General features: G+C 64.3%; 16 protein-coding genes. 3 read left to right on the top strand and 13 right to left on the bottom strand.

Annotation, left to right across the window (positions count from 1 at the left end; all coding sequences use genetic code 11):
- Nucleotides 1-15 precede the first annotated feature (15 nt).
- The 5 genes from ACFLEY_RS14265 to ACFLEY_RS14245 all read right to left on the bottom strand — a co-directional run bounded on the left by ACFLEY_RS14265 (nt 16) and on the right by ACFLEY_RS14245 (nt 6,283).
- Nucleotides 16-1,482 carry an NAD(P)/FAD-dependent oxidoreductase gene (locus ACFLEY_RS14265; RefSeq protein WP_060908251.1) on the bottom strand — a complete coding sequence of 489 codons (1,467 nt, stop codon included), beginning with the start codon at nt 1,480-1,482 and terminating at the stop codon, nt 16-18.
- 51 nt (nt 1,483-1,533) lie between these two features.
- Nucleotides 1,534-1,953 carry a nuclear transport factor 2 family protein gene (locus tag ACFLEY_RS14260; RefSeq protein ID WP_060908252.1) on the bottom strand — a complete coding sequence of 140 codons (420 nt, stop codon included), beginning with the start codon at nt 1,951-1,953 and terminating at the stop codon, nt 1,534-1,536.
- Nucleotides 1,954-2,122: 169 nt separating this feature from the next.
- The gene (gene ahcY, locus ACFLEY_RS14255; RefSeq protein WP_011088685.1) at nt 2,123-3,544 is read right to left on the bottom strand and encodes an adenosylhomocysteinase; all 1,422 of its coding nucleotides are present in this window, start codon (nt 3,542-3,544) and stop codon (nt 2,123-2,125) included.
- Nucleotides 3,545-3,667: 123 nt separating this feature from the next.
- Complete coding sequence (metK, locus tag ACFLEY_RS14250; RefSeq protein ID WP_011088686.1) at nt 3,668-4,864, bottom strand: methionine adenosyltransferase; 1,197 nt, start codon at nt 4,862-4,864, stop codon at nt 3,668-3,670.
- A gap of 63 nt (nt 4,865-4,927) precedes the next feature.
- Nucleotides 4,928-6,283 carry a hypothetical protein gene (locus tag ACFLEY_RS14245; protein WP_211433456.1) on the bottom strand — a complete coding sequence of 452 codons (1,356 nt, stop codon included), beginning with the start codon at nt 6,281-6,283 and terminating at the stop codon, nt 4,928-4,930.
- A 166-nt stretch (nt 6,284-6,449) separates the two neighbouring features.
- Between ACFLEY_RS14245 and ACFLEY_RS14240 the strand changes: the two genes are divergently transcribed.
- Nucleotides 6,450-8,168, top strand: a complete 1,719-nt coding sequence (locus ACFLEY_RS14240) for a caspase family protein (RefSeq protein WP_060908254.1) — start codon at nt 6,450-6,452, stop codon at nt 8,166-8,168.
- A gap of 125 nt (nt 8,169-8,293) precedes the next feature.
- Here the strand turns inward: ACFLEY_RS14240 and ACFLEY_RS14235 are convergent, their stop codons facing one another.
- The 6 genes from ACFLEY_RS14235 to ACFLEY_RS14210 all read right to left on the bottom strand — a co-directional run bounded on the left by ACFLEY_RS14235 (nt 8,294) and on the right by ACFLEY_RS14210 (nt 14,176).
- Nucleotides 8,294-9,412, bottom strand: coding sequence for a cobalamin-independent methionine synthase II family protein (locus tag ACFLEY_RS14235; RefSeq protein ID WP_011088689.1), 1,119 nt, complete (start codon nt 9,410-9,412; stop codon nt 8,294-8,296).
- A 21-nt stretch (nt 9,413-9,433) separates the two neighbouring features.
- The gene (locus tag ACFLEY_RS14230; protein ID WP_060908255.1) at nt 9,434-10,150 is read right to left on the bottom strand and encodes an ABC transporter ATP-binding protein; all 717 of its coding nucleotides are present in this window, start codon (nt 10,148-10,150) and stop codon (nt 9,434-9,436) included.
- Complete coding sequence (locus ACFLEY_RS14225) at nt 10,143-10,898, bottom strand: ABC transporter ATP-binding protein (protein ID WP_060908256.1); 756 nt, start codon at nt 10,896-10,898, stop codon at nt 10,143-10,145. The genes ACFLEY_RS14230 and ACFLEY_RS14225 overlap by 8 nt, the downstream gene beginning before the upstream one ends.
- Entirely contained in the window at nt 10,895-11,923 is a 1,029-nt protein-coding gene (locus ACFLEY_RS14220) for a branched-chain amino acid ABC transporter permease (protein WP_060908257.1), read from the bottom strand. The genes ACFLEY_RS14225 and ACFLEY_RS14220 overlap by 4 nt, the downstream gene beginning before the upstream one ends.
- 8 nt (nt 11,924-11,931) lie before the next feature.
- The gene (locus tag ACFLEY_RS14215; protein WP_011088693.1) at nt 11,932-12,801 is read right to left on the bottom strand and encodes a branched-chain amino acid ABC transporter permease; all 870 of its coding nucleotides are present in this window, start codon (nt 12,799-12,801) and stop codon (nt 11,932-11,934) included.
- A 196-nt stretch (nt 12,802-12,997) separates the two neighbouring features.
- Nucleotides 12,998-14,176: an ABC transporter substrate-binding protein gene (locus tag ACFLEY_RS14210; RefSeq protein ID WP_060908258.1), complete on the bottom strand. Its 1,179-nt coding sequence runs from the start codon at nt 14,174-14,176 to the stop codon at nt 12,998-13,000.
- A 528-nt stretch (nt 14,177-14,704) separates the two neighbouring features.
- On the opposite strand from ACFLEY_RS14210, the gene ACFLEY_RS14205 reads away from it, so the two are divergent.
- Nucleotides 14,705-14,989 (top strand): hypothetical protein, encoded by a 285-nt coding sequence (locus ACFLEY_RS14205; RefSeq protein ID WP_060908259.1) that lies wholly within the window; start codon nt 14,705-14,707, stop codon nt 14,987-14,989.
- A 161-nt stretch (nt 14,990-15,150) separates the two neighbouring features.
- Here ACFLEY_RS14205 and purU read toward each other — a convergent pair whose 3' ends face one another.
- A complete protein-coding gene (gene purU, locus ACFLEY_RS14200) occupies nt 15,151-16,014 on the bottom strand; it encodes a formyltetrahydrofolate deformylase (protein ID WP_060908260.1) in 864 nt (287 codons plus the stop codon).
- A gap of 159 nt (nt 16,015-16,173) precedes the next feature.
- Here purU and ACFLEY_RS14195 point away from each other — a divergent pair, with 159 nt between their 5' ends.
- Complete coding sequence (locus tag ACFLEY_RS14195) at nt 16,174-17,013, top strand: uroporphyrinogen-III synthase (protein WP_060908261.1); 840 nt, start codon at nt 16,174-16,176, stop codon at nt 17,011-17,013.
- A 17-nt stretch (nt 17,014-17,030) separates the two neighbouring features.
- Here the strand turns inward: ACFLEY_RS14195 and ACFLEY_RS14190 are convergent, their stop codons facing one another.
- Entirely contained in the window at nt 17,031-17,711 is a 681-nt protein-coding gene (locus tag ACFLEY_RS14190; protein ID WP_060908262.1) for a redoxin domain-containing protein, read from the bottom strand.
- Between the last annotated feature and the right edge of the window lie 11 nt (nt 17,712-17,722).

Below are 17,722 nucleotides of genomic sequence, written 5' to 3'. Positions count from 1 at the left end.
ATTTACGTAGCAAGATCAGGAGTATTGCATCACACCGTCGTCGATCCGGCCGAAGCGCAAGGAGACGATGTCGAGGGCATAGTTCTGGTACAGCCGCCACGGCTGCTTCGAGCCCTGCTTCGGCATCTTGGCGACCGAGCGCTGCACGTAACCCGAGGTGAAATCGAGCGACGGCTGCGCGGTGATCGTCGGATCGTCATTGTGCGGCATGCACTGGCGGAAATTGTGCCGGTCCATGTAGTTGATGAGCCGGCAGACATATTCGCAGGTGAGATCGCATTTCAGCGTCCAGGATGCGTTGGTGTAGCCGAAAGCCGACGCCATGTTGGGCACGTCGGCATACATCATGCCCTTGTAAGTCAGCGTATTGGCGAAATCGACAGCGCGGCCGTCGACGCTGATCTCGAGACCGCCGACGACCTGGAGCACCAGCCCCGTCGCGGTGACGATGATATCGGCCGCGAGCTCCCGGCCGTCCTTCAGGCGGATCCCGTCGCGGGTAAAATTGTCGATCTCGCTCGTGACGACGGAAGCCCGCTGCTCGCGGATCGCCTTGAACAGGTCGCCATCCGGCACGAGGCACAGCCGCTGGTCCCAGGGATTGTAGCGCGGCGTGAAATGGGTCGCGACGTCGTAGTCCGGGCCGAGCGCCATCTGCACGCCTTTGAGAATGAGGTCCTTCACCTTCGCGGGCCTGCGCCGGCTGAGCTGGAAGAAGAACATCCCCCACATCACGTTGCGCCAGCGGATCAGATGATAGGCAAGCCGCGCCGGCAGGTTGCGGCGCAATTTGTTGGCGACGGGGTCCTGCGCCGGACGCGACACCACATAGGTCGGCGAGCGCTGGAGCATGGTGACCTGCGCCGCCTTCTTGGCGAGCTCCGGCACCAGCGTCACCGCGGTCGCGCCCGAGCCGATCACGACGACGCGCTTGCCAGCGTAGTCGATGTCCTCGGTCCATTTCTGCGGATGCACGATGCGGCCGGCGAAATCCGCCGCGCCCTTGAACTCCGGCGTATAGCCCGCCTCGTGTTTGTAATAGCCAGAGCACATGAACAGGAAATTGCAGGTGAAGCGCACCAGCTCGGTCGCGCCCTCGCCCGTGATGCGCTCGGCCTCCACGGTCCAGCGCGCGTCCGGCGTCGACCACGCTGCGCGCTTGACGCGATGGCGGAAGCGGATGTGCTTTTCGATGCCGTTCTCGGCCGCGGTTTCGCGCACATAGTTCAGGATCTGCGGCCCGTCGGCGATCGCCTTCGGATCAGTCCAAGGCTTGAACGAATAGCCGAGCGTGAACATGTCGCTGTCCGAACGGATGCCGGGATAGCGGAACAGATCCCAGGTGCCGCCGATGCAGTCGCGTCCCTCCAGGATGACGTAGCTCTTGGTCGGGCATTTGGACTGAAGATGATAGCCCGCGCCGATGCCGGACAGGCCGGCACCGACGATCAACACGTCGACATGTTCTTTGGCTTCGGCCATCGCGTTTCTCCCTCCACACAGGATGGGCGGCGCCGCACCGAATTGCAACCATCAGGTCGCTGCGGCGACCACGCAGGCCGTATCAAAATACTCGTAGAATTCGATCGCCTTGCCGTCCTTGAAGCGCCAGAAATCGAGCTTGGGCGTTTCGGCGAGTTTTCCGGTCCGCTTGTTGATCCAGGCGCAGGAGCCTCGCGCGACGACCGCGTCGCCCTGCGCCACGTATTCATTCATCGTGTAATGCTGCATGCTCCACTCGGACAGCAGCGTGTCGAAATAAGCGCGAAGCTTCACGCTGTCGTGGTATTCCGTGGCAAATGCCAGCGGCTCGACGCCGCGCGGGATCGAGGCAAAGTTGATCTTCGGAGCAACGACGACGTCGAACCAATGGTCGACGCTACCTCCCTTGCTCTCGTTCCACCGGTGATAGGCGTCCTGCAAAATCTTGACGTTAGCGGCCTCGTTGGACATCGCACTTCCTCCACAATGCTTTCGGTGCCAGGCAATATGTGCCGGGCAATGGGCCGCCCGCTGCAAAGGTGGCAGGCTTTTTCTGGCTCTACCTGAGAGCGTATCAGACGGGTGGGCAACAAAAAAGCCCCGGATCGCTCCGGGGCTTTGATGTTTCGATGAGGCTGGCTCAGTAGCGGTAGTGATCGCTCTTGTACGGGCCTTCCTGCTTCACGCCGATATAGTCGGCCTGGTCCTTGCGCAGCTCGGTGAGCTTGACGCCGATCTTGGCGAGGTGCAGGCGCGCTACCTTCTCGTCGAGGGTCTTCGGCAGCACGTAGACTTCCTTCTTGTACTTGCCGTCCTTGTTGTTGGCGAACAGCTCGATCTGCGCCAGCGTCTGGTTGGTGAAGGACGCCGACATCACGAAGGACGGATGACCCATCGCGTTGCCGAGGTTCACGAGGCGCCCCTCCGACAGCATGATGATGCGGTGCTTGTCGGGGAATTCGATCTCGTCGACCTGCGGCTTGATGTTGGTCCACTTCAGGTTACGCAGACCCGCGATCTGGATCTCGTTGTCGAAGTGGCCGATGTTGCAGACGATGGCGCGATCCTTCATCGCGCGCATGTGCTCGATCGTGATGATGTCCTTGTTGCCGGTCGCGGTGACGAAGATGTCGGCGCGGGGCGCGGCGTCTTCCATGGTCACGACCTCGTAGCCTTCCATCGCGGCCTGGAGCGCGCAGATCGGATCGACTTCGGAGACCATCACGCGGCAGCCGGCCTGGCGCAGCGAGGCGGCCGAGCCCTTGCCGACGTCGCCGAAGCCCGCGACCATCGCGACCTTGCCCGACATCATTACGTCGGTGCCGCGGCGAATGCCGTCGACCAGCGATTCACGGCAGCCGTAGAGGTTGTCGAACTTGGACTTGGTGACGCTGTCGTTGACGTTGATCGCCGGCCACAGCAGCGTGCCGGCCTTCTGCATGTCATAGAGACGATGCACGCCCGTGGTGGTCTCTTCGGAAACGCCCTTGATGCTCTTGGCGATCTCGGCGAAGTAGCCCTTCGGCTTTTCCTTGAGCTGCTTCTTCAGAAGCGCGAAGAAGACTTCCTCTTCCTCGGAGCCGGGCTTGTCGAGGAAGGCGGTGTCGCCGTTCTCGGCACGCAGACCGAGATGGACGTACATGGTGGCGTCACCGCCGTCATCGAGGATCATGTTCGGATGACCGCCGCCGTGCCAGTCGAACAGCTTGGCGGTGTAGTCCCAGTATTCGGTCAGCGTCTCTCCCTTGACGGCGAAGACGGGAATGCCGGCGGCCGCGATCGCGGCGGCAGCGTGGTCCTGCGTCGAATAGATGTTGCAGGAGACCCAGCGAATGTCGGCGCCGAGTGCTGCCAGCGTCTCGATCAGCACCCCGGTCTGGATCGTCATGTGCAGCGAGCCGGCGATGCGCGCGCCCTTCAGCGGCTGCTTCGGGCCGAACTCCTCGCGGGTGGCCATCAGGCCGGGCATCTCGGTCTCGGCGAGCGAGAGTTCCTTGCGGCCGAAATCGGCGAGCGAAATGTCCTTGACGATGTAATCGGTGAAGCCGGGCTTCGCGTTCATAGGGGGTTCCTGTTTGTTTGACTCGTCATTCCGGGGCGCTCGCGAAAAGAGCGAACCCGGAATCCGGAGGATCGAGATTCCGGGTTCGCCGCTGTCGCGGCGCCCCGGAATGACGCAAGTGAACTAGAGCGCGCGCTTCAGCTGCTCGACGAGATCGGTCTTCTCCCAGGAGAAGCCGCCCTCGTTGTCGGGCGTGCGGCCGAAATGGCCGTAGGCCGAGGTGCGCGCGTAGATCGGGCGGTTGAGGTCGAGATGGCTGCGGATGCCGCGGGGCGTGAGATCCATCGCCTGCGCCGCCGCCTTCTCGAGCTGTTCCTCCGGCACTTTGCCGGTGCCGTGGGTGTCGATGTAGATCGACAGCGGCCGCGCCACGCCGATGGCATAGGCAAGCTGCAGCGTGCAGCGGTCGGCGAGACCGGCGGCAACGATGTTCTTGGCGACGTAGCGCGCGGCGTAGGCCGCAGAACGGTCGACCTTGGTCGGATCCTTGCCGGAGAACGCACCGCCGCCATGCGGGGCCGCGCCACCATAGGTGTCGACGATGATCTTGCGGCCGGTCAGGCCGGCGTCGCCGTCGGGACCGCCGATGTAGAACTTGCCGGTCGGGTTGATGTGCCAGATGGTCTTCGGCGTGATCCAGTCCTTCGGCAGCGCCTCGCGCACATAGGGCTCGACGATGTCGCGCACCTGGCTGGAGGTGAGGTCCGGCACCAGATGCTGGTGGGAGACCACGATCTCGCGCACGCCAACCGGCTTGCCGTTCTCGTACTGCACGGTGACCTGGCTCTTGGAATCCGGGCCCAGCACCTTCTCGCGGCCGGAGTGGCGCGCTTCGGAGATGAGGCGCAGGATCTTGTGGGCGTAGAAGATCGGCGCCGGCATCAAGTCAGGCGTCTCGTTGGTGGCGTAACCGAACATGATGCCCTGGTCGCCCGCGCCTTCTTCCTTGACCTCACCCGGCTGAAGCGCATCGACGCCCTGGGCGATGTCGGCCGACTGCGGATGCAGCAGAATCTCGATGTCGCAGGTCTTCCAGTGGAAACCTTCCTGCTCGTAGCCGATGTCCTTGATCGCGGCGCGCACGACGCCCTCGATCTGCTCGTTCGTGACGGACTTCGGGCCGCGGGTCTCGCCGGCGATCACGACCTTGTTGGTGGTCGCAAGCGTTTCGCAGGCGGCGCGGATTTGCCACGGGTCGATGCCGGCTTTCGGCCCCTCGCGGTAGAACAGATCGACGATTTCATCGGAGATCCGGTCGCAGACCTTGTCCGGATGGCCCTCGGACACGGACTCGCTGGTGAAGAGATAGGACGCGCGCATCAAGAAACCCCTTGTTCCGCCACTGCACGGCGGTTCGTTTGCGATGTTTACCTTTGGATTATGTCAATCACGCCGGCGCGAGATGACGTAGGATTCGTCAAGAAACCAGAGCCCGTTGTACTTTCTCAGCACGTCCCTGGCGGCATCCAGAGTGCGGCCGTTTTGAGTCATTTCTGCCAACCGGTCGTCCTCGATCTGAGCGACATACACCGCCGCATTCCACGCTGCAAAGGCCGTCGAGGTTCCGATAGTACCCGTCACCTCGTTGGGCAGCGCTTCCATATCATACCTGAAGATCGAGCGGTTGTCCGCGTAGGCATTAAAGTTTAGGTCGCGGCCCAACGATCCGAGCTCGTACTTAACTGCGCGCAATAGCTCATGACGACTGACCGCGAAAGGATTTTCTCCGGGCCAGATTGCCTGGATCATTTCCATGCCCGGATCGTGACCATGGGAGTGAATACCGATCAGGCGCCCCCCCGGCCGCAATGCCCGCGCCAGAGGCGCAATGATCCGCTTTGCCCGGAAATTGACCGAGGACAGCGCACGGTATGGCTGGGATGCAATAACGAGGTCGAAATTGGCCTCGGTCTGGCCCGGCCGCGGAATGGTCGAATCCAGCAGGAACCGGTGATCCTCGCGATAGAGCACCAGGACGACCGGCCGCGCGTAGAGCGGCATGGCCGTGCGCGGGCTGATCGCGGCGCGCCAGTTCTGCTCCAGGAACGGCCGCAGCTCTGCGATCTGCTGCTCGAACTCGCCCGACGAGGCGCCACGTAGCGGAACCTCGTGCCAGACGGTGGCGGCCGCCGCTGCGGGCGATGCCGGCGTGAGCCAGGGCGCCTCCGAATAGAACATGTTGGTGAAGACGAACACCGACGCAGGATGCTCGAAAATGCGATCCGGCACCTTCTCCAGCGTCAGGCGCAGGTCCTCGAGACTGAGCTCCTTGCCGGCGACATAGAACGGCATGTGCGGAAAGCGCTGGTGCGTCGCGCGCAGCACCCGCGCCAGCACCGTGCCGTCGCCGACGCCGGCGTCGAACAGGCGCAGCGCCGGCGGGCGCGGATGGATGGCGGCCAGTTCCAGCGCAACCCGGTCCGCGATCACCCGCTTTTCGCTACAGGTGTGGACGAACAGCAGATATTTCTGCCGGTTCTCGAAGAAACGGAAATTACCACGCGGATCGCGCTTTTCCGGAGGCACCTGAAGGCCTCGTGGCGGCGGCACGCCGCCGGCCATCGACGCCGCCATATAGGCCTGGATCCGCTCCAGCGTGTCGATGGTGATGCGCTTTCCCTCGCGCAGGCGATGCACCAGCTTCCCATCGTTCACCGCGCGCCGGCCAAACGTCGATTCCGCCATATCCGCCTTGCGGCAGAACTCGGTGATCTGGCTCAGGATTTCGTCGTTTTTCATGAGTGGGAAGGTGGTGGGCAGCGATGTTGGGTCCCACCTCTTAGCAAAGTCTGCCCACCGGGGGAATACCCTCGCTTGCTTTACCCCAGGTCCAACGACGGGAGCGTGAACCCCGGCGTACCGCCGGGCAACAAACAAGCACTTCTCCTCTTACGGGACGACCGCCATGCGCCGCCTGCTCGTCGCGCTCTGCCTGCTCACCGTCGTGCTGGGGTCAACGTCGGCCCAGGCGCAGGCGCGCAACCAGCTCGGGCCGCTCTGCACCACCGAGACCACCCCGGCGGACAAGATGGTCGACGCCTGCACCAAGATCATCGCGCTGAAGGTGTTCAAGGGCGAACAGCTAGCGACCGTCTATTTCTGGCGCGCGGTGGGCTGGAACAAGAAGGGCGACTACGCCAAGGTCATCACTGATGCCACGGAGGCAATCCGGCTGCAGCCGAGCCAGGCGGTCTATAACCTCAGGGGCTCGGCCTATTACGACAAGGGCGACTACGACATCGCGATCGCCGATTTCGACGATGCGCTGAAGCTCGGACCTCCCAGCGGCATCATCTTCCACAATCGCGGCAACGCCTGGCGGGGCAAGCACGACTACACCAAGGCGATCGCCGACTACGACATGTCGATCAAAGCCGATCCGAAATCGGCGTTCTCGTTCCAGAACCGCGGCATCTCGAAAGAAGCACTCGGCGATCTCGACGGCGCGCTCGCCGACATCAACCAAGCGATCCGGCTCGACCCGACGCTGCCGCAGCCGCTGATCAACCGTACCTCGATCTGGCGCGCCAAGGCCGATCTCGATCGCGCCATCGCCGATGGCAGCGAGGCGATCCGGCTCGCCAAGGAAAAGCCGCCGGCCAACATCATGACGCCGCCGAACAGCGTGCTGATCTCGGGCTATACCCATCGCGCGCTGGCCTATGAAGCGAAAGGCGACTACGCACGCGCACGCGACGACTACAAGGCGACGCTGGCGATCGTGGCGTCGGACGCCGGCAGTAAGGCCAACCAGGCGACCGCAAAAGTGCGGCTGTCGCTGGTGAGCGATGCAGCTGTGCCGATCCCGCGCGATGCGCCCTCGCCCACGACGCAGCCGACAGCGGCCCCTGCCCCGCAGCAGACCGGCGCGGCATCCGCGCCCTCGCCTGCTCCGGCCGTGCGCGGCACGCGCATGGCGCTGATTATCGGCAACGGCGCCTATGCGCATGTGAAGGCGCTGCCCAATCCACCCAACGACGCCCGCGCCGTCGCCAAGAGCCTGCGCGACATCGGCTTCACCGTGTCGGAGGGCGTCGACCTCGACCGCGCCGCGATGCAGAAGATGACGCGCGACTTCCTGCGCGATGCGGCCCGGGCGCAAGTCGCCGTGGTCTACTATGCCGGCCATGGCGTGCAGGTGGACGGCCGCAACTATCTCATTCCCGTCGACGTCGAACTCAAGCCGGGCACGGCCATGACAGAGGCGATGATCGACATGGACACGATCATGGCCGGCCTCGACGATCAGGTTCGCACCAACATTTTGATTTTCGATGCCTGCCGCAACAACCCGATGGCACAACAGGTGGCTTCAGCCTCTGCCAATCGCGGCATCGAGGGCGCCTCGGGCCTCGCAGCTCCGACGAGCCTCGGCGCCGGGGCGACACTCGGCGCCGGCACGCTGATCGCTTTCGCCACCGCACCGGGCCAGGTCGCGCTCGACGGCGACGGCGCCAACTCGCCGTTCTCCGCCGCGCTATCCCGTCACATCGGCACGCCCGGGCTGGAGGTGCAGCAGATGCTCACGCGGGTGCGGGCGGAAGTGGTCTCGACTACGAAGAACAAGCAGGTGCCGTGGTCGAATTCGTCGCTGCTGGGTGAGGTCTACCTGGCGGAGAAGTGACGATGCGCTTGCGCATCGTCATCCCGGGGTGGTGCGCAAGCACCAGACCCGGGATCTCGAAATCCTCAGGTGCGCAAGCGCGCACCATCGTTCGCGCTACGCACGCCCCGGGATGACGCTGTGCCTCAGTTGCCCCACACTTCCTTCGCGATCTCCACCGCAAGGCTCAGCTTGGCCCACTGCTCTTCCTCGGAGAGGATGTTGCCCTCCTCGGTCGAGGCGAAGCCGCATTGCGGGGACAGTGCGAGCTGCTCCAGCGGCGCGAACTTGGCGGCTTCTTCCAGACGGCGCTTGATGTCGTCCTTCTTCTCGAGCTCACCGAACTTCGAGGTGATGACGCCGACCACGACGACCTTGTTGCCCTTGGGCAGGAAGCGCAGCGGCTCGAAACCGCCGGCGCGGTCGCTGTCGTACTCCAGGAAGTAGCCGTCGTAATTGGTGCCGGCGAGCATGGTCTCGGCCACCGGCTCGTAGCCGCCCGAGGAGATCCAGGTCGAGCGGAAATTGCCGCGGCAGACATGTGTCGTCACCACCATGTCGGCGGGCTTCTCGGCCAGCGCGTAGTTGATGATGCGCGCATAGATCTGCTGGAGACCATCCGGATTGTCGCCGCGCTCGCGCGCCTTCTGCAATTCGTCCGGCGAGCAGAGATAGGCCCACACGGTGTCGTCGAACTGGAGATAGCGGCAGCCGGCGTCATAGAACGCCTTCACGGCCTTCCGATAGGTCTTGCCGAGGTCCTCGTAGAAGGCATCGAGATCGGGATAGACGTCCTTGGAGATCGACTTGCGGCCACCGCGGAAGTGCAGCACCGCCGGCGAGGGGATCGTCATCTTGGCGGTGACGTGGGCCTGGTCGGCGCACTTCTTCAGGAAGCGGAAATGGTCCAGCATCGGGTGGTCGTCGGGGAAGTCGAGCTTGCTGATCACGCGGACCGCATCGTGACGGGTCTGCACGCCGGCGAACTGGATGCCGGTGTCGGGGTGAAACAGCTCGCAGCCGGTGAGCTTGGCCAAGAAGTCGAAATGCCACCAGGAGCGGCGGAATTCGCCGTCGGTCGCAAGCTTCAGCCCGACCGAGGCCTGCTTGTGCACGACCTTCTCGATCTCCATGTCCTCGATCTTGCGCAGATCGTCGGCCGAGATCTCTCCCTTCTCAAGCCTGGCGCGGGCTTCCTTGATCTTGGCGGGGCGCAGGAGGCTGCCGACCTCGTCGGCGCGGAAGGGGGCTTTGGTTCGCTGCATTCTTGAACTCCCGAGGATTTTTTAGTGGGCCGCCGCCCCTGCGACTCCGAGGTGGCGCTCCAGGACCGAGGGGTCGGCCTTCAGCGCAGCGCTCGGGGCGTCGTGGACGATCGTTCCGCGTTCCAACATCACAACACGGTCGGCGAGCCCCAGAATCTTTTGCGCATTCTGCTCGACGATGATCGAGCAGATGCCGCCGGCGCGGGTGATGGTGCCGATCGCCTTCAACAGCTCCTCGACGATGATGGGGGCAAGGCCCTCGGTCGGCTCGTCCAGCAGCAGGACCTTCGGGTTGAGGGTCAGCGCGCGGCCGATCGCCAGCATCTGCTGCTCGCCGCCGGAGAGCTGGTTGCCAAAATTGCCCCGCCGCTCCTTCAGCCGCGGAAACATCTCGTAGACCTTCTCGACCGTCCAGGGACCGGGCCGGGCCACCGCGGTCATGTTCTCCTCGACCGTGAGCGAGCGGAAGATGTTGCGCTCCTGCGGCACCCAGCCGATGCCAGCGCGCGCCCGCTGGTCGGGTCGGAGAATGGTGACATCCGTGCCGGCGAGCGCGACGGTGCCGGCGAAGCGGCGGGTGACGCCGACGATGGAGTTGATCAGCGTGGTCTTGCCGGTGCCGTTGCGTCCGAGCAGCGCCAGCACCTGCCCTTCGGCGAGGCGCAGGGACATCTTCGGCAGCACCACCGCCTCGCCGTAGCCCGCGCGCAAGGCTTCGATCTCGAGCAGGTCAGACATTGACCGCCTCCTCGCCGAGATAGACCGCCTTGACCTGCGGGTCGCGCGCGACCTGCTCGGGCGGGCCTTCTGTGAGCAGCGCGCCGGAGACCAGAACCGAAATCCGGTCGGCGAAGGAGAACACCAGATCCATATCGTGCTCGATCAGCAGCACCGTGACGTCGCGCGGCAGGCTGCCTACGACGGCGAGAATATCGTGGCGTTCACTCTCGGGCACGCCTGCGGCGGGCTCGTCGAGCAGCAGCACGCGCGGCTTGGCCGCGATCGCGACCGCGATCTCGAGCAGGCGCTGCTTGCCGTAGGGCAACGTCACGGTCTGTTCGTTCATGACGTCGAGCAGATGGAAACGCGCGAGCAGATCGGCGATCTCGCCGTTGACGTCGCTGCGCGTGCCCATCCGCCGCCACCAGTCGCCGCCATGGCCGAGGCGCTCGGAGACGGCAAGGCCGATGGTCTCGAGCGGGGTCAGGTCGGGATAGAGCTGGTTGATCTGGAAGGTGCGCGACAGGCCGCGCAGCACGCGCTTGTGCACCGGCACGTCCGTGATGTCCTGGCCTTCCAGCAGGATGCGCCCGGAGTTCGGCTTCAGCACGCCGGTGAGCTGGTTGATGACAGTGGTCTTGCCGGCGCCGTTCGGGCCGATCAGCGCGTGGCGGGCGCCCTGCTCGATTCTGAGCGAGAGATCGCGGGTGACGCGCAGGCCGCCGAACTGCTTTTCGAGGTTCTGGGTTTCGAGCGCGATGGTCATGCGTCGCTCTCCGGCACGGCGACGACCGCCTTGCGACCGGCAACCTGCTTGATGATCAGGTTCGGCACATACAGCACCCAGCGATGCAGGCGCTGGCGGCCGACCAGCACGATCACGACCAGCACGAGGCCGATCCAGAATTGCCAGTATTGCGGGGTGATGGTGGAGAACAATTCCTGGAGCATACGGAACACCACCGCGCCGACCAGCCCGCCATAGAGATAGCCGGTGCCGCCGATGACGAGCACCAGCATCAGGTCGGCGGAGCGCTCGAAGGCGAACACGTCGAGCGAGGCGATCGCGGTGGTCTGGGTGAACAGCGCGCCTGCGATGCCGGCATAGAACGCCGCCAGCGTATAGATCGCGATCAGGCGGCGGTTGACGGGGATGCCGATCGCCGCGGCCCGCAGCGGATTGTTCTTGATCGCACGCAGCGACAGGCCGAACGGCGAATGCACGACGCGGCGGGCGAACAGGAACAACACGAACAGCACGGCCAATGAATAGAAGAAGCCGGCCTTGCCGAACATGTCGAACGGAATCTCGCCAAAGATCGGCTGCATCTCGATGCCCTGCAGGCCGTCGGTCCCGCCGGTGATGTTGGAGAAGCGCTCGGCGAGCGCCTCCAGCAGCAGCGCGATGCCGAGCGTCACCATCAGCCGGGTGAGATCGACGCCGCGGATCACGAGGAAGCTGGTGGCGAAGCCCAGCACCATCGCGGCAAGGCCGGCCACGATCAGCGCGAGCACGGGCTCGTTGATGATCCCGTGAAGAGCAAGCAGCCCCGCCGCATAGGCGCCGACGCCGAAGAAGGCGGCGTGGCCGAGCGAGACGATGCCGGCATAGCCGAGGATGAGATCGAGCGACATCGCAAACAGCGCCAGCCGCAGGATGTCGGTCATGATCAGATAGCGCGTGGGAAATGCAAAGCCGCAGGCCAGCACGATCAGCCAGAAGGCGACTTCGCCATAGTGCCAGCGCGCATGGCGCTGGGCGTGATAACCGACGTCGGAGGAAGCGCTCATCGGCGAACTCAACGCGCGGCCGTGCGGCCGAACAGGCCGTTCGGGCGCCAGATCAGGATCACGATCATCATGGTGTAGATCACGAAGGGGCCCATCTTCGGCACGTAGTACTTGCCGGCGACGTCGCCGATGCCGAGCAGGAGCGAGGCCAGGAACGGGCCGGTGATCGAGGACGAGCCGCCGACGGTGACCACGATCAGGAAGTAGATCATGAACTTCAGCGGGAAATACGGGTCGAGGCCGAGGATCTCGGCGCTGAGCGCGCCACCGAGGCCGGCGAGCCCGCAACCGAATGCAAACGTGAAAGCGAACACCTGCGGCACGTTGATGCCGAGGCCGCTGGCGGCGCGCGGATCGTCAACGGCGGCGCGCAGCCGGCTGCCGAAACGGGTCTTGGCCAGCACCATCTGGAGCGCGATGGTGAGCAGGCCGCAGATCACGATGATCATCAGCCGGTAGCGGCCGATGCCGACGCCGAACAGGTCGAACTGGCCCTGGAGCGCGGCCGGCAGGTTGATGAAGACCCGCGACGAGCCCTGGATGTAGTCGACCGCCGCGACCGACATGAAGGTCAGGCCGATGGTGAACAGCACCTGGTCGAGATGGCTGCGCGTATAGAGATGGCGGTAGAGCGTACGCTCGAGCACGATGCCGATCGCCGCCGACGAGACGAAAGCGAGCGGCAGCGCGGCGAAGAACGGCCAGCCCATCCGGTTGACCAGCACCATGCAGACATAGCCGCCGGTCATGGCGAAGGCGCCGTGAGCGAGGTTGACGAAGTTCATCAGGCCGAGCGTGACCGCGAGCCCGCAAGCGAGCACGAACAGCAGCATGCCGTAGGCAACGCCATCGAACAGGTTGGTGAGGATAGAGGTCATCGTCTCAGCTTGGGTTATCGGTCATGGCCGGGCAAAAGCACGAAGTGCGTCCGTCTTCAAACAAATGTCCCGGCCATCCACGTTCTTGTTTCGGCTCTCGCGTGGATGCACCGGTCAAGCCCGGGCATGACGAGAGCGGGGCGCGAGATCCCGGGCTCGCGCCAATGCGCCCCCCGGGATGACGCGCTTTCGCGCGTCACTTCTTGGTCTTGCCGAGGTCCTTGACGGCTTCGAAGGTCGCGAACTCGACATTGTAGAGCTCGCCGTCGACCTTCTCGACCTTGCGGATGTAGATGTTCTGCACAATGTCGCGCGTCTCGGGGTCGATCGAGATCGGGCCGCGCGGGCTTTCCCACTTCTGGCCCTTCATCGCCTCGACCAGCTTGGTGCCGTCGGTGTCGCCACCGGTCTTCTTCAGCGCCTCGTAGATGAGGTGGATGCCGTCATAGCCGCTCACCGCCATGAAGCCCGGACGAGTGCCGAAGGACTTCTTGTAGGCCGCGACAAAATCCTTGTTCATCGCGGACGGATGCGCCGCCGAATAAAGGTGCGCGGTGACCGTGCCGAGCACGGCATCGCCCATGTTGTTGAGGAGGTCGTCGTCGGTGACGTCGCCCGGTCCGATCACCTTGATGCCGGCCTTGTCGAGGCCACGCTCGGCATACTGCTTCATGAAGTTGCCGCCCTGACCGGCCGGCACGAACACGAAGATCGCGTCAGGCTTGGCGTCCTTCATGCGCTGAAGGAACGGCGCGAAATCGGGATTCGCGAGCGGCGTCTTGACCTCTTCGACCACCTCACCGCCGCCGGCGGTGAAATTCTGCTTGAAGAAGTTCAGCGCGTCGTTGCCCGGCGCGTAGTCCGAGGTCAGCGTCGCCACCTTCTTGATGCCGTTCTTCACCGCCCAGTCGGCGATGATGGTCGAGGACTGCGCCAGGGTGAAGCTGGTGCGCACGATGTAGGGCGAGCGCTCGGTGATGATGGAGGTGCCGGCCGCCATCACGACTTCCGGAATCTTGGCCTGCGTTGCCAGCGGCGCGGCGGCGAGGGCTGCCGGCGTCACGCCGAAGCCGGCGATGAAATTGACCTTGTCGTTGACGATCAGCTCTTGCGCAGCGGTCTTGGTCTTGTCGGGAATCGCGGCGTCGTCCTTGAGGATGATCTCGATCTTCTTGCCGGCGACGGTGTCGCCCTTCTGCTGCATGTAGAGCTTGATCGCGTTCTCGATCTGCTTGCCGGTCGAGGCCTGGCAGCCGGTCATCGGCAGGATCAGGCCGACCTTGACAGTGTCCTCGGCCCTGGCCGGCGCGACGGTTACCAGGCCTGCAACGGCGGCCACCGCGGCTGCCCAAGAAAGTTGTTTGCGTTCGAACATCAGAGTGTCCCTCCCCTTGATTCCCGACCTCTTGTGCGGCGAACCGAGTGCCCGGTCCTTGCCTCACTCTAGCTCATGCGCGAGCCTTATCGCGCGCCACATGGCGTCCTTGGCGCCCCCCTTGTCAATCGGACGTTTGGCGACCATTCGGCGCAAGCCGAGCGTCCCGATTTCCGACGGCGGCGAGTGATGTCGCGGTTACGTCGAGGTGACCCGAACGCCCCGACCTTGGCCGCTTTTATTTGTACGATTGTACAAATAAAATGGACCTGTCAACGAAAAAGCCCCCTCGCCGGGCCAAGCCACGTTGTCGCGAGGCCGGCGCCGCAGTCTAGAAACGCGACGGGCCGCGTGGATGGAAGATTTCGTCTTTCTTTTGCAGAATTGGTACATCCGGGGCCTCGCGCCGGCTCCAACCCGGTAACTTATTACCTACCTCGAATAAGTCTATTTTACCTTGTTGAAGGCTACTCTCGCGGCGCCAGCCTGACCCGGCGTCCAACCAGACCGAACCAGCGCGCCCCCACAATGCCCAAGCCTTTCCGCTCCCTCCTGCCCCTCCTCGCGCTTGCCGTGGGGCTGTCCGGCTGCGGCACGGTCAATGAGAAGCTGTCGGCCGGCGTCGGCGATTACGTCCCGCAATGGGCCGGAGGCCTGCCGGCCGACGCCCCGCCGCGGGCAGGCACGCCGCAATACGACGCCTACATGAAGGAGCGCGAGCGCAAGCGGCTGCTGCCGGCGGCCGATCGCGAGAAGGAAGAGCAGGCGCAGAAGGGCGCGACGGGCACTCCGTCGAGCGGCGCGGTGCGCTAGGTCGGTGCGCTCCCTCGCCCCGCTTGCGGGGAGAGGGTTGGGGTGAGGGGGAGTCTCCACGGGGACGGTGACAGTTGGAGTCGCGGAGAGTCCCCCTCACCCGGGTTGCATCTTCGATGCAATCCGACCTCTCCCCGCAAGCGGGGAGAGGTGAAGACACATCAATCCATAAACACCACGGTCTTGCGGCCGTTGGGGATGACGCGGTCGTCGAGATGGTAGCGGATCGCGCGCGCCAGCACGCGGCGCTCGATGTCGCGGCCCTTGCGGACGAGATCTTCGGGCGTGTCGCGGTGGCTGATGCGCTCGACGTCCTGGTCGATGATCGGGCCCTCGTCGAGATCGCGCGTGACGTAATGCGCGGTGGCGCCGATCAGCTTCACGCCGCGCTCATGGGCCTGGTGATAGGGTTTTGCGCCCTTGAAGCCGGGCAGGAACGAGTGGTGGATGTTGATGCAGCGCCCCGACAGTTTGGCCGACAGATCGTCCGACAGGATCTGCATGTAGCGCGCGAGCACGACGAGATCAGTTCCGGTCTTGGCGACGAGATCGAGGATCTGCGCCTCCTGCTCGCGCTTGCTCTCCTTGGTCACAGGCAGATGGTGGAACGGGATGCCGCCGAAATCGAGCCCGGCATAGACCTCGCGCGGATGGTTGGAGACGATCGCGGTCGGGACCATCGCCAATTCGCCGGTGCGCCAGCGATAGAGGATGTCGACCAGGCAATGGTCGGACTTCGACACCAGCAGCATCACCTTGCGATGCGCGGCGCGGTCGCGCATCTGCCACTCCATGCCGAAGCGCTCCGCGATCGCGGCAAAGCCGGTCTGGAGCGCGGTGAGTTCCACGGCGAGATCGGCCGCGGTGAACACCACCCGCATGAAGAACTTCTTGGTCTCGACGTCGTCGAACTGCTGGGCGTCGAGAATGTTCTGTCCGTTGTGGGCCAGGAAGGTCGACACCGCCGAGACGATGCCGGGGCGATCCGGACAGGACAGGGTCAGGACATATTGATGATCGGGCATGGCTCTTGATGAAGGTTTGGGCAAATGATGCGGAACAACTCGCGATTTGCGCCCTGCTCTATCACCGACCCCGCCCTTGCGCCAATCCCAAGACTTGCTTCTACATAAAGTGCAGAGTCAGGATGAACGGACCATTGCGATTTGTACCGGAGCACGCCCATGGCCGACCGCTTGAACGGCTACCGCATCCTGATCCTGGAAACGCGCGAGGAGGCGCAGTTCTCAAAGCTCCTCGCCGAGCAAGGCGCCGATGTCGTGCAGTGCCCGATGTTCACCATCCACGATGCGCCGGACCCGGCCCCGGTCGAGGCCTGGATCCGCCGCGCCATCGACAGGCCGTTTGACGATCTCGTGCTGATGACCGGCGAAGGCCTGCGGCGGATCATGAAGCTCGCGCGGACCCGTGGTCTCGACCAGGCTCTGGTCGCGGCCCTCGCCAAATCGCGAAAATTCACCCGCGGGCCGAAGCCCGGCAAGGCGCTGCGCGAGATCTCGCTCGAGGCGCAGCAGACCACGGAGAAGCCGACCACCGAGGGCGTGATCGAGATGCTGGGCAAGCTCGACCTGAAGGGGCGGCGCCTCGGCCTCCAGCTTTATCCGGACAAGGACCACAGCCCCCTGACCGGCGCACTCTCGGCGCAAGGCGCCGAGGTCGATACCGTGCTGCCCTATGTCTACGATTCAAAGGCGGCGGATGCCAACATCGTCGCCGCCATCGACGACATGGCGGAGGGACGGATCGATTCCATCGCGCTGACCAATCTCGGCCAGGTCCGCCGCCTGATCGAAGCCGCAAAGGCACATGGCAGCGAAGCGAAGTTGCGCGCAGGGTTGGAGCGGACGCTGATTGCGTCGGTGGGCCCTGCGGTGTCGGGGGAGCTCGCCGCGCATGGCCTGCGCACAGACATCGCACCGGCGGAAGATGCGTATTTCATGCGGCCGCTGATTTCGGCGATGGCCGCAGCGCTCGCCGAGAAACGGCCGAAGGTGGCGGGTTAATCACCAGGCGACGATGCCTAGCTTGCCACCTGCGAGGCGGCCGACATCAACTCCTGGGGGCTCGGAGCCCCGAACATGCGCTGGCCGCCTTCAGGAACCTCGGTAAAGGTCCAGCGCACGATCCCCTCGCGATCGAGCAGGAACTGGCCGAACAGCTGGCCCTGGCCGGTTGCCGCCATGCGCTGATCGGCCTCCATCATCTCGTAGCCGTCCTTGTTGTTGAGGTATTCGGCAGCCGCCAGCCGATTCATCGGCCCCGGCGTTTCGCCGGGCATATCGACCTGCATGCTCATGACGACGTCCATACCCACCTTGCGCGGCCACTCGGTCTCGTGGTCCGTAAACTCGAGATTGGGCAGGCCGAACGCGCGGTGCGAGACCCGCTCGGGGTCGGACGCGGCGAGCAGCTCGGGCAAGGGATGATAGCGGAAGTAGAGCCGCGCGCGTTCGATAGGCGTGTTCACGACCGTGAGACTTTCGACGCCCTTGTCGCGCAGCGCTGCGCCAAGTTGCGCCTGCGCCGCGATATGGCGTCGACAGAACGGGCAGTGCAGCCCTCGAAACAGGCCGATCAATATCGGACTATGCCCGCGAAAATCCTGGAGCGCGATCGTTCCATCGCGTGTGATGGCGTCCAGCACGATGTTCGGTGCGCGATCGCCCGGTTGAAGCGGTCCGTCGACATGAAGTTCTGACATGGTTGAACTCC

The organism is Bradyrhizobium sp. YCK136, from assembly GCF_044570075.1.
In the GTDB taxonomy this organism is placed as follows: domain Bacteria; phylum Pseudomonadota; class Alphaproteobacteria; order Rhizobiales; family Xanthobacteraceae; genus Bradyrhizobium; species Bradyrhizobium diazoefficiens.
Note: the sequence above shows the minus strand (reverse complement) of the source record. Positions and strands in the feature narration are given on the sequence as shown.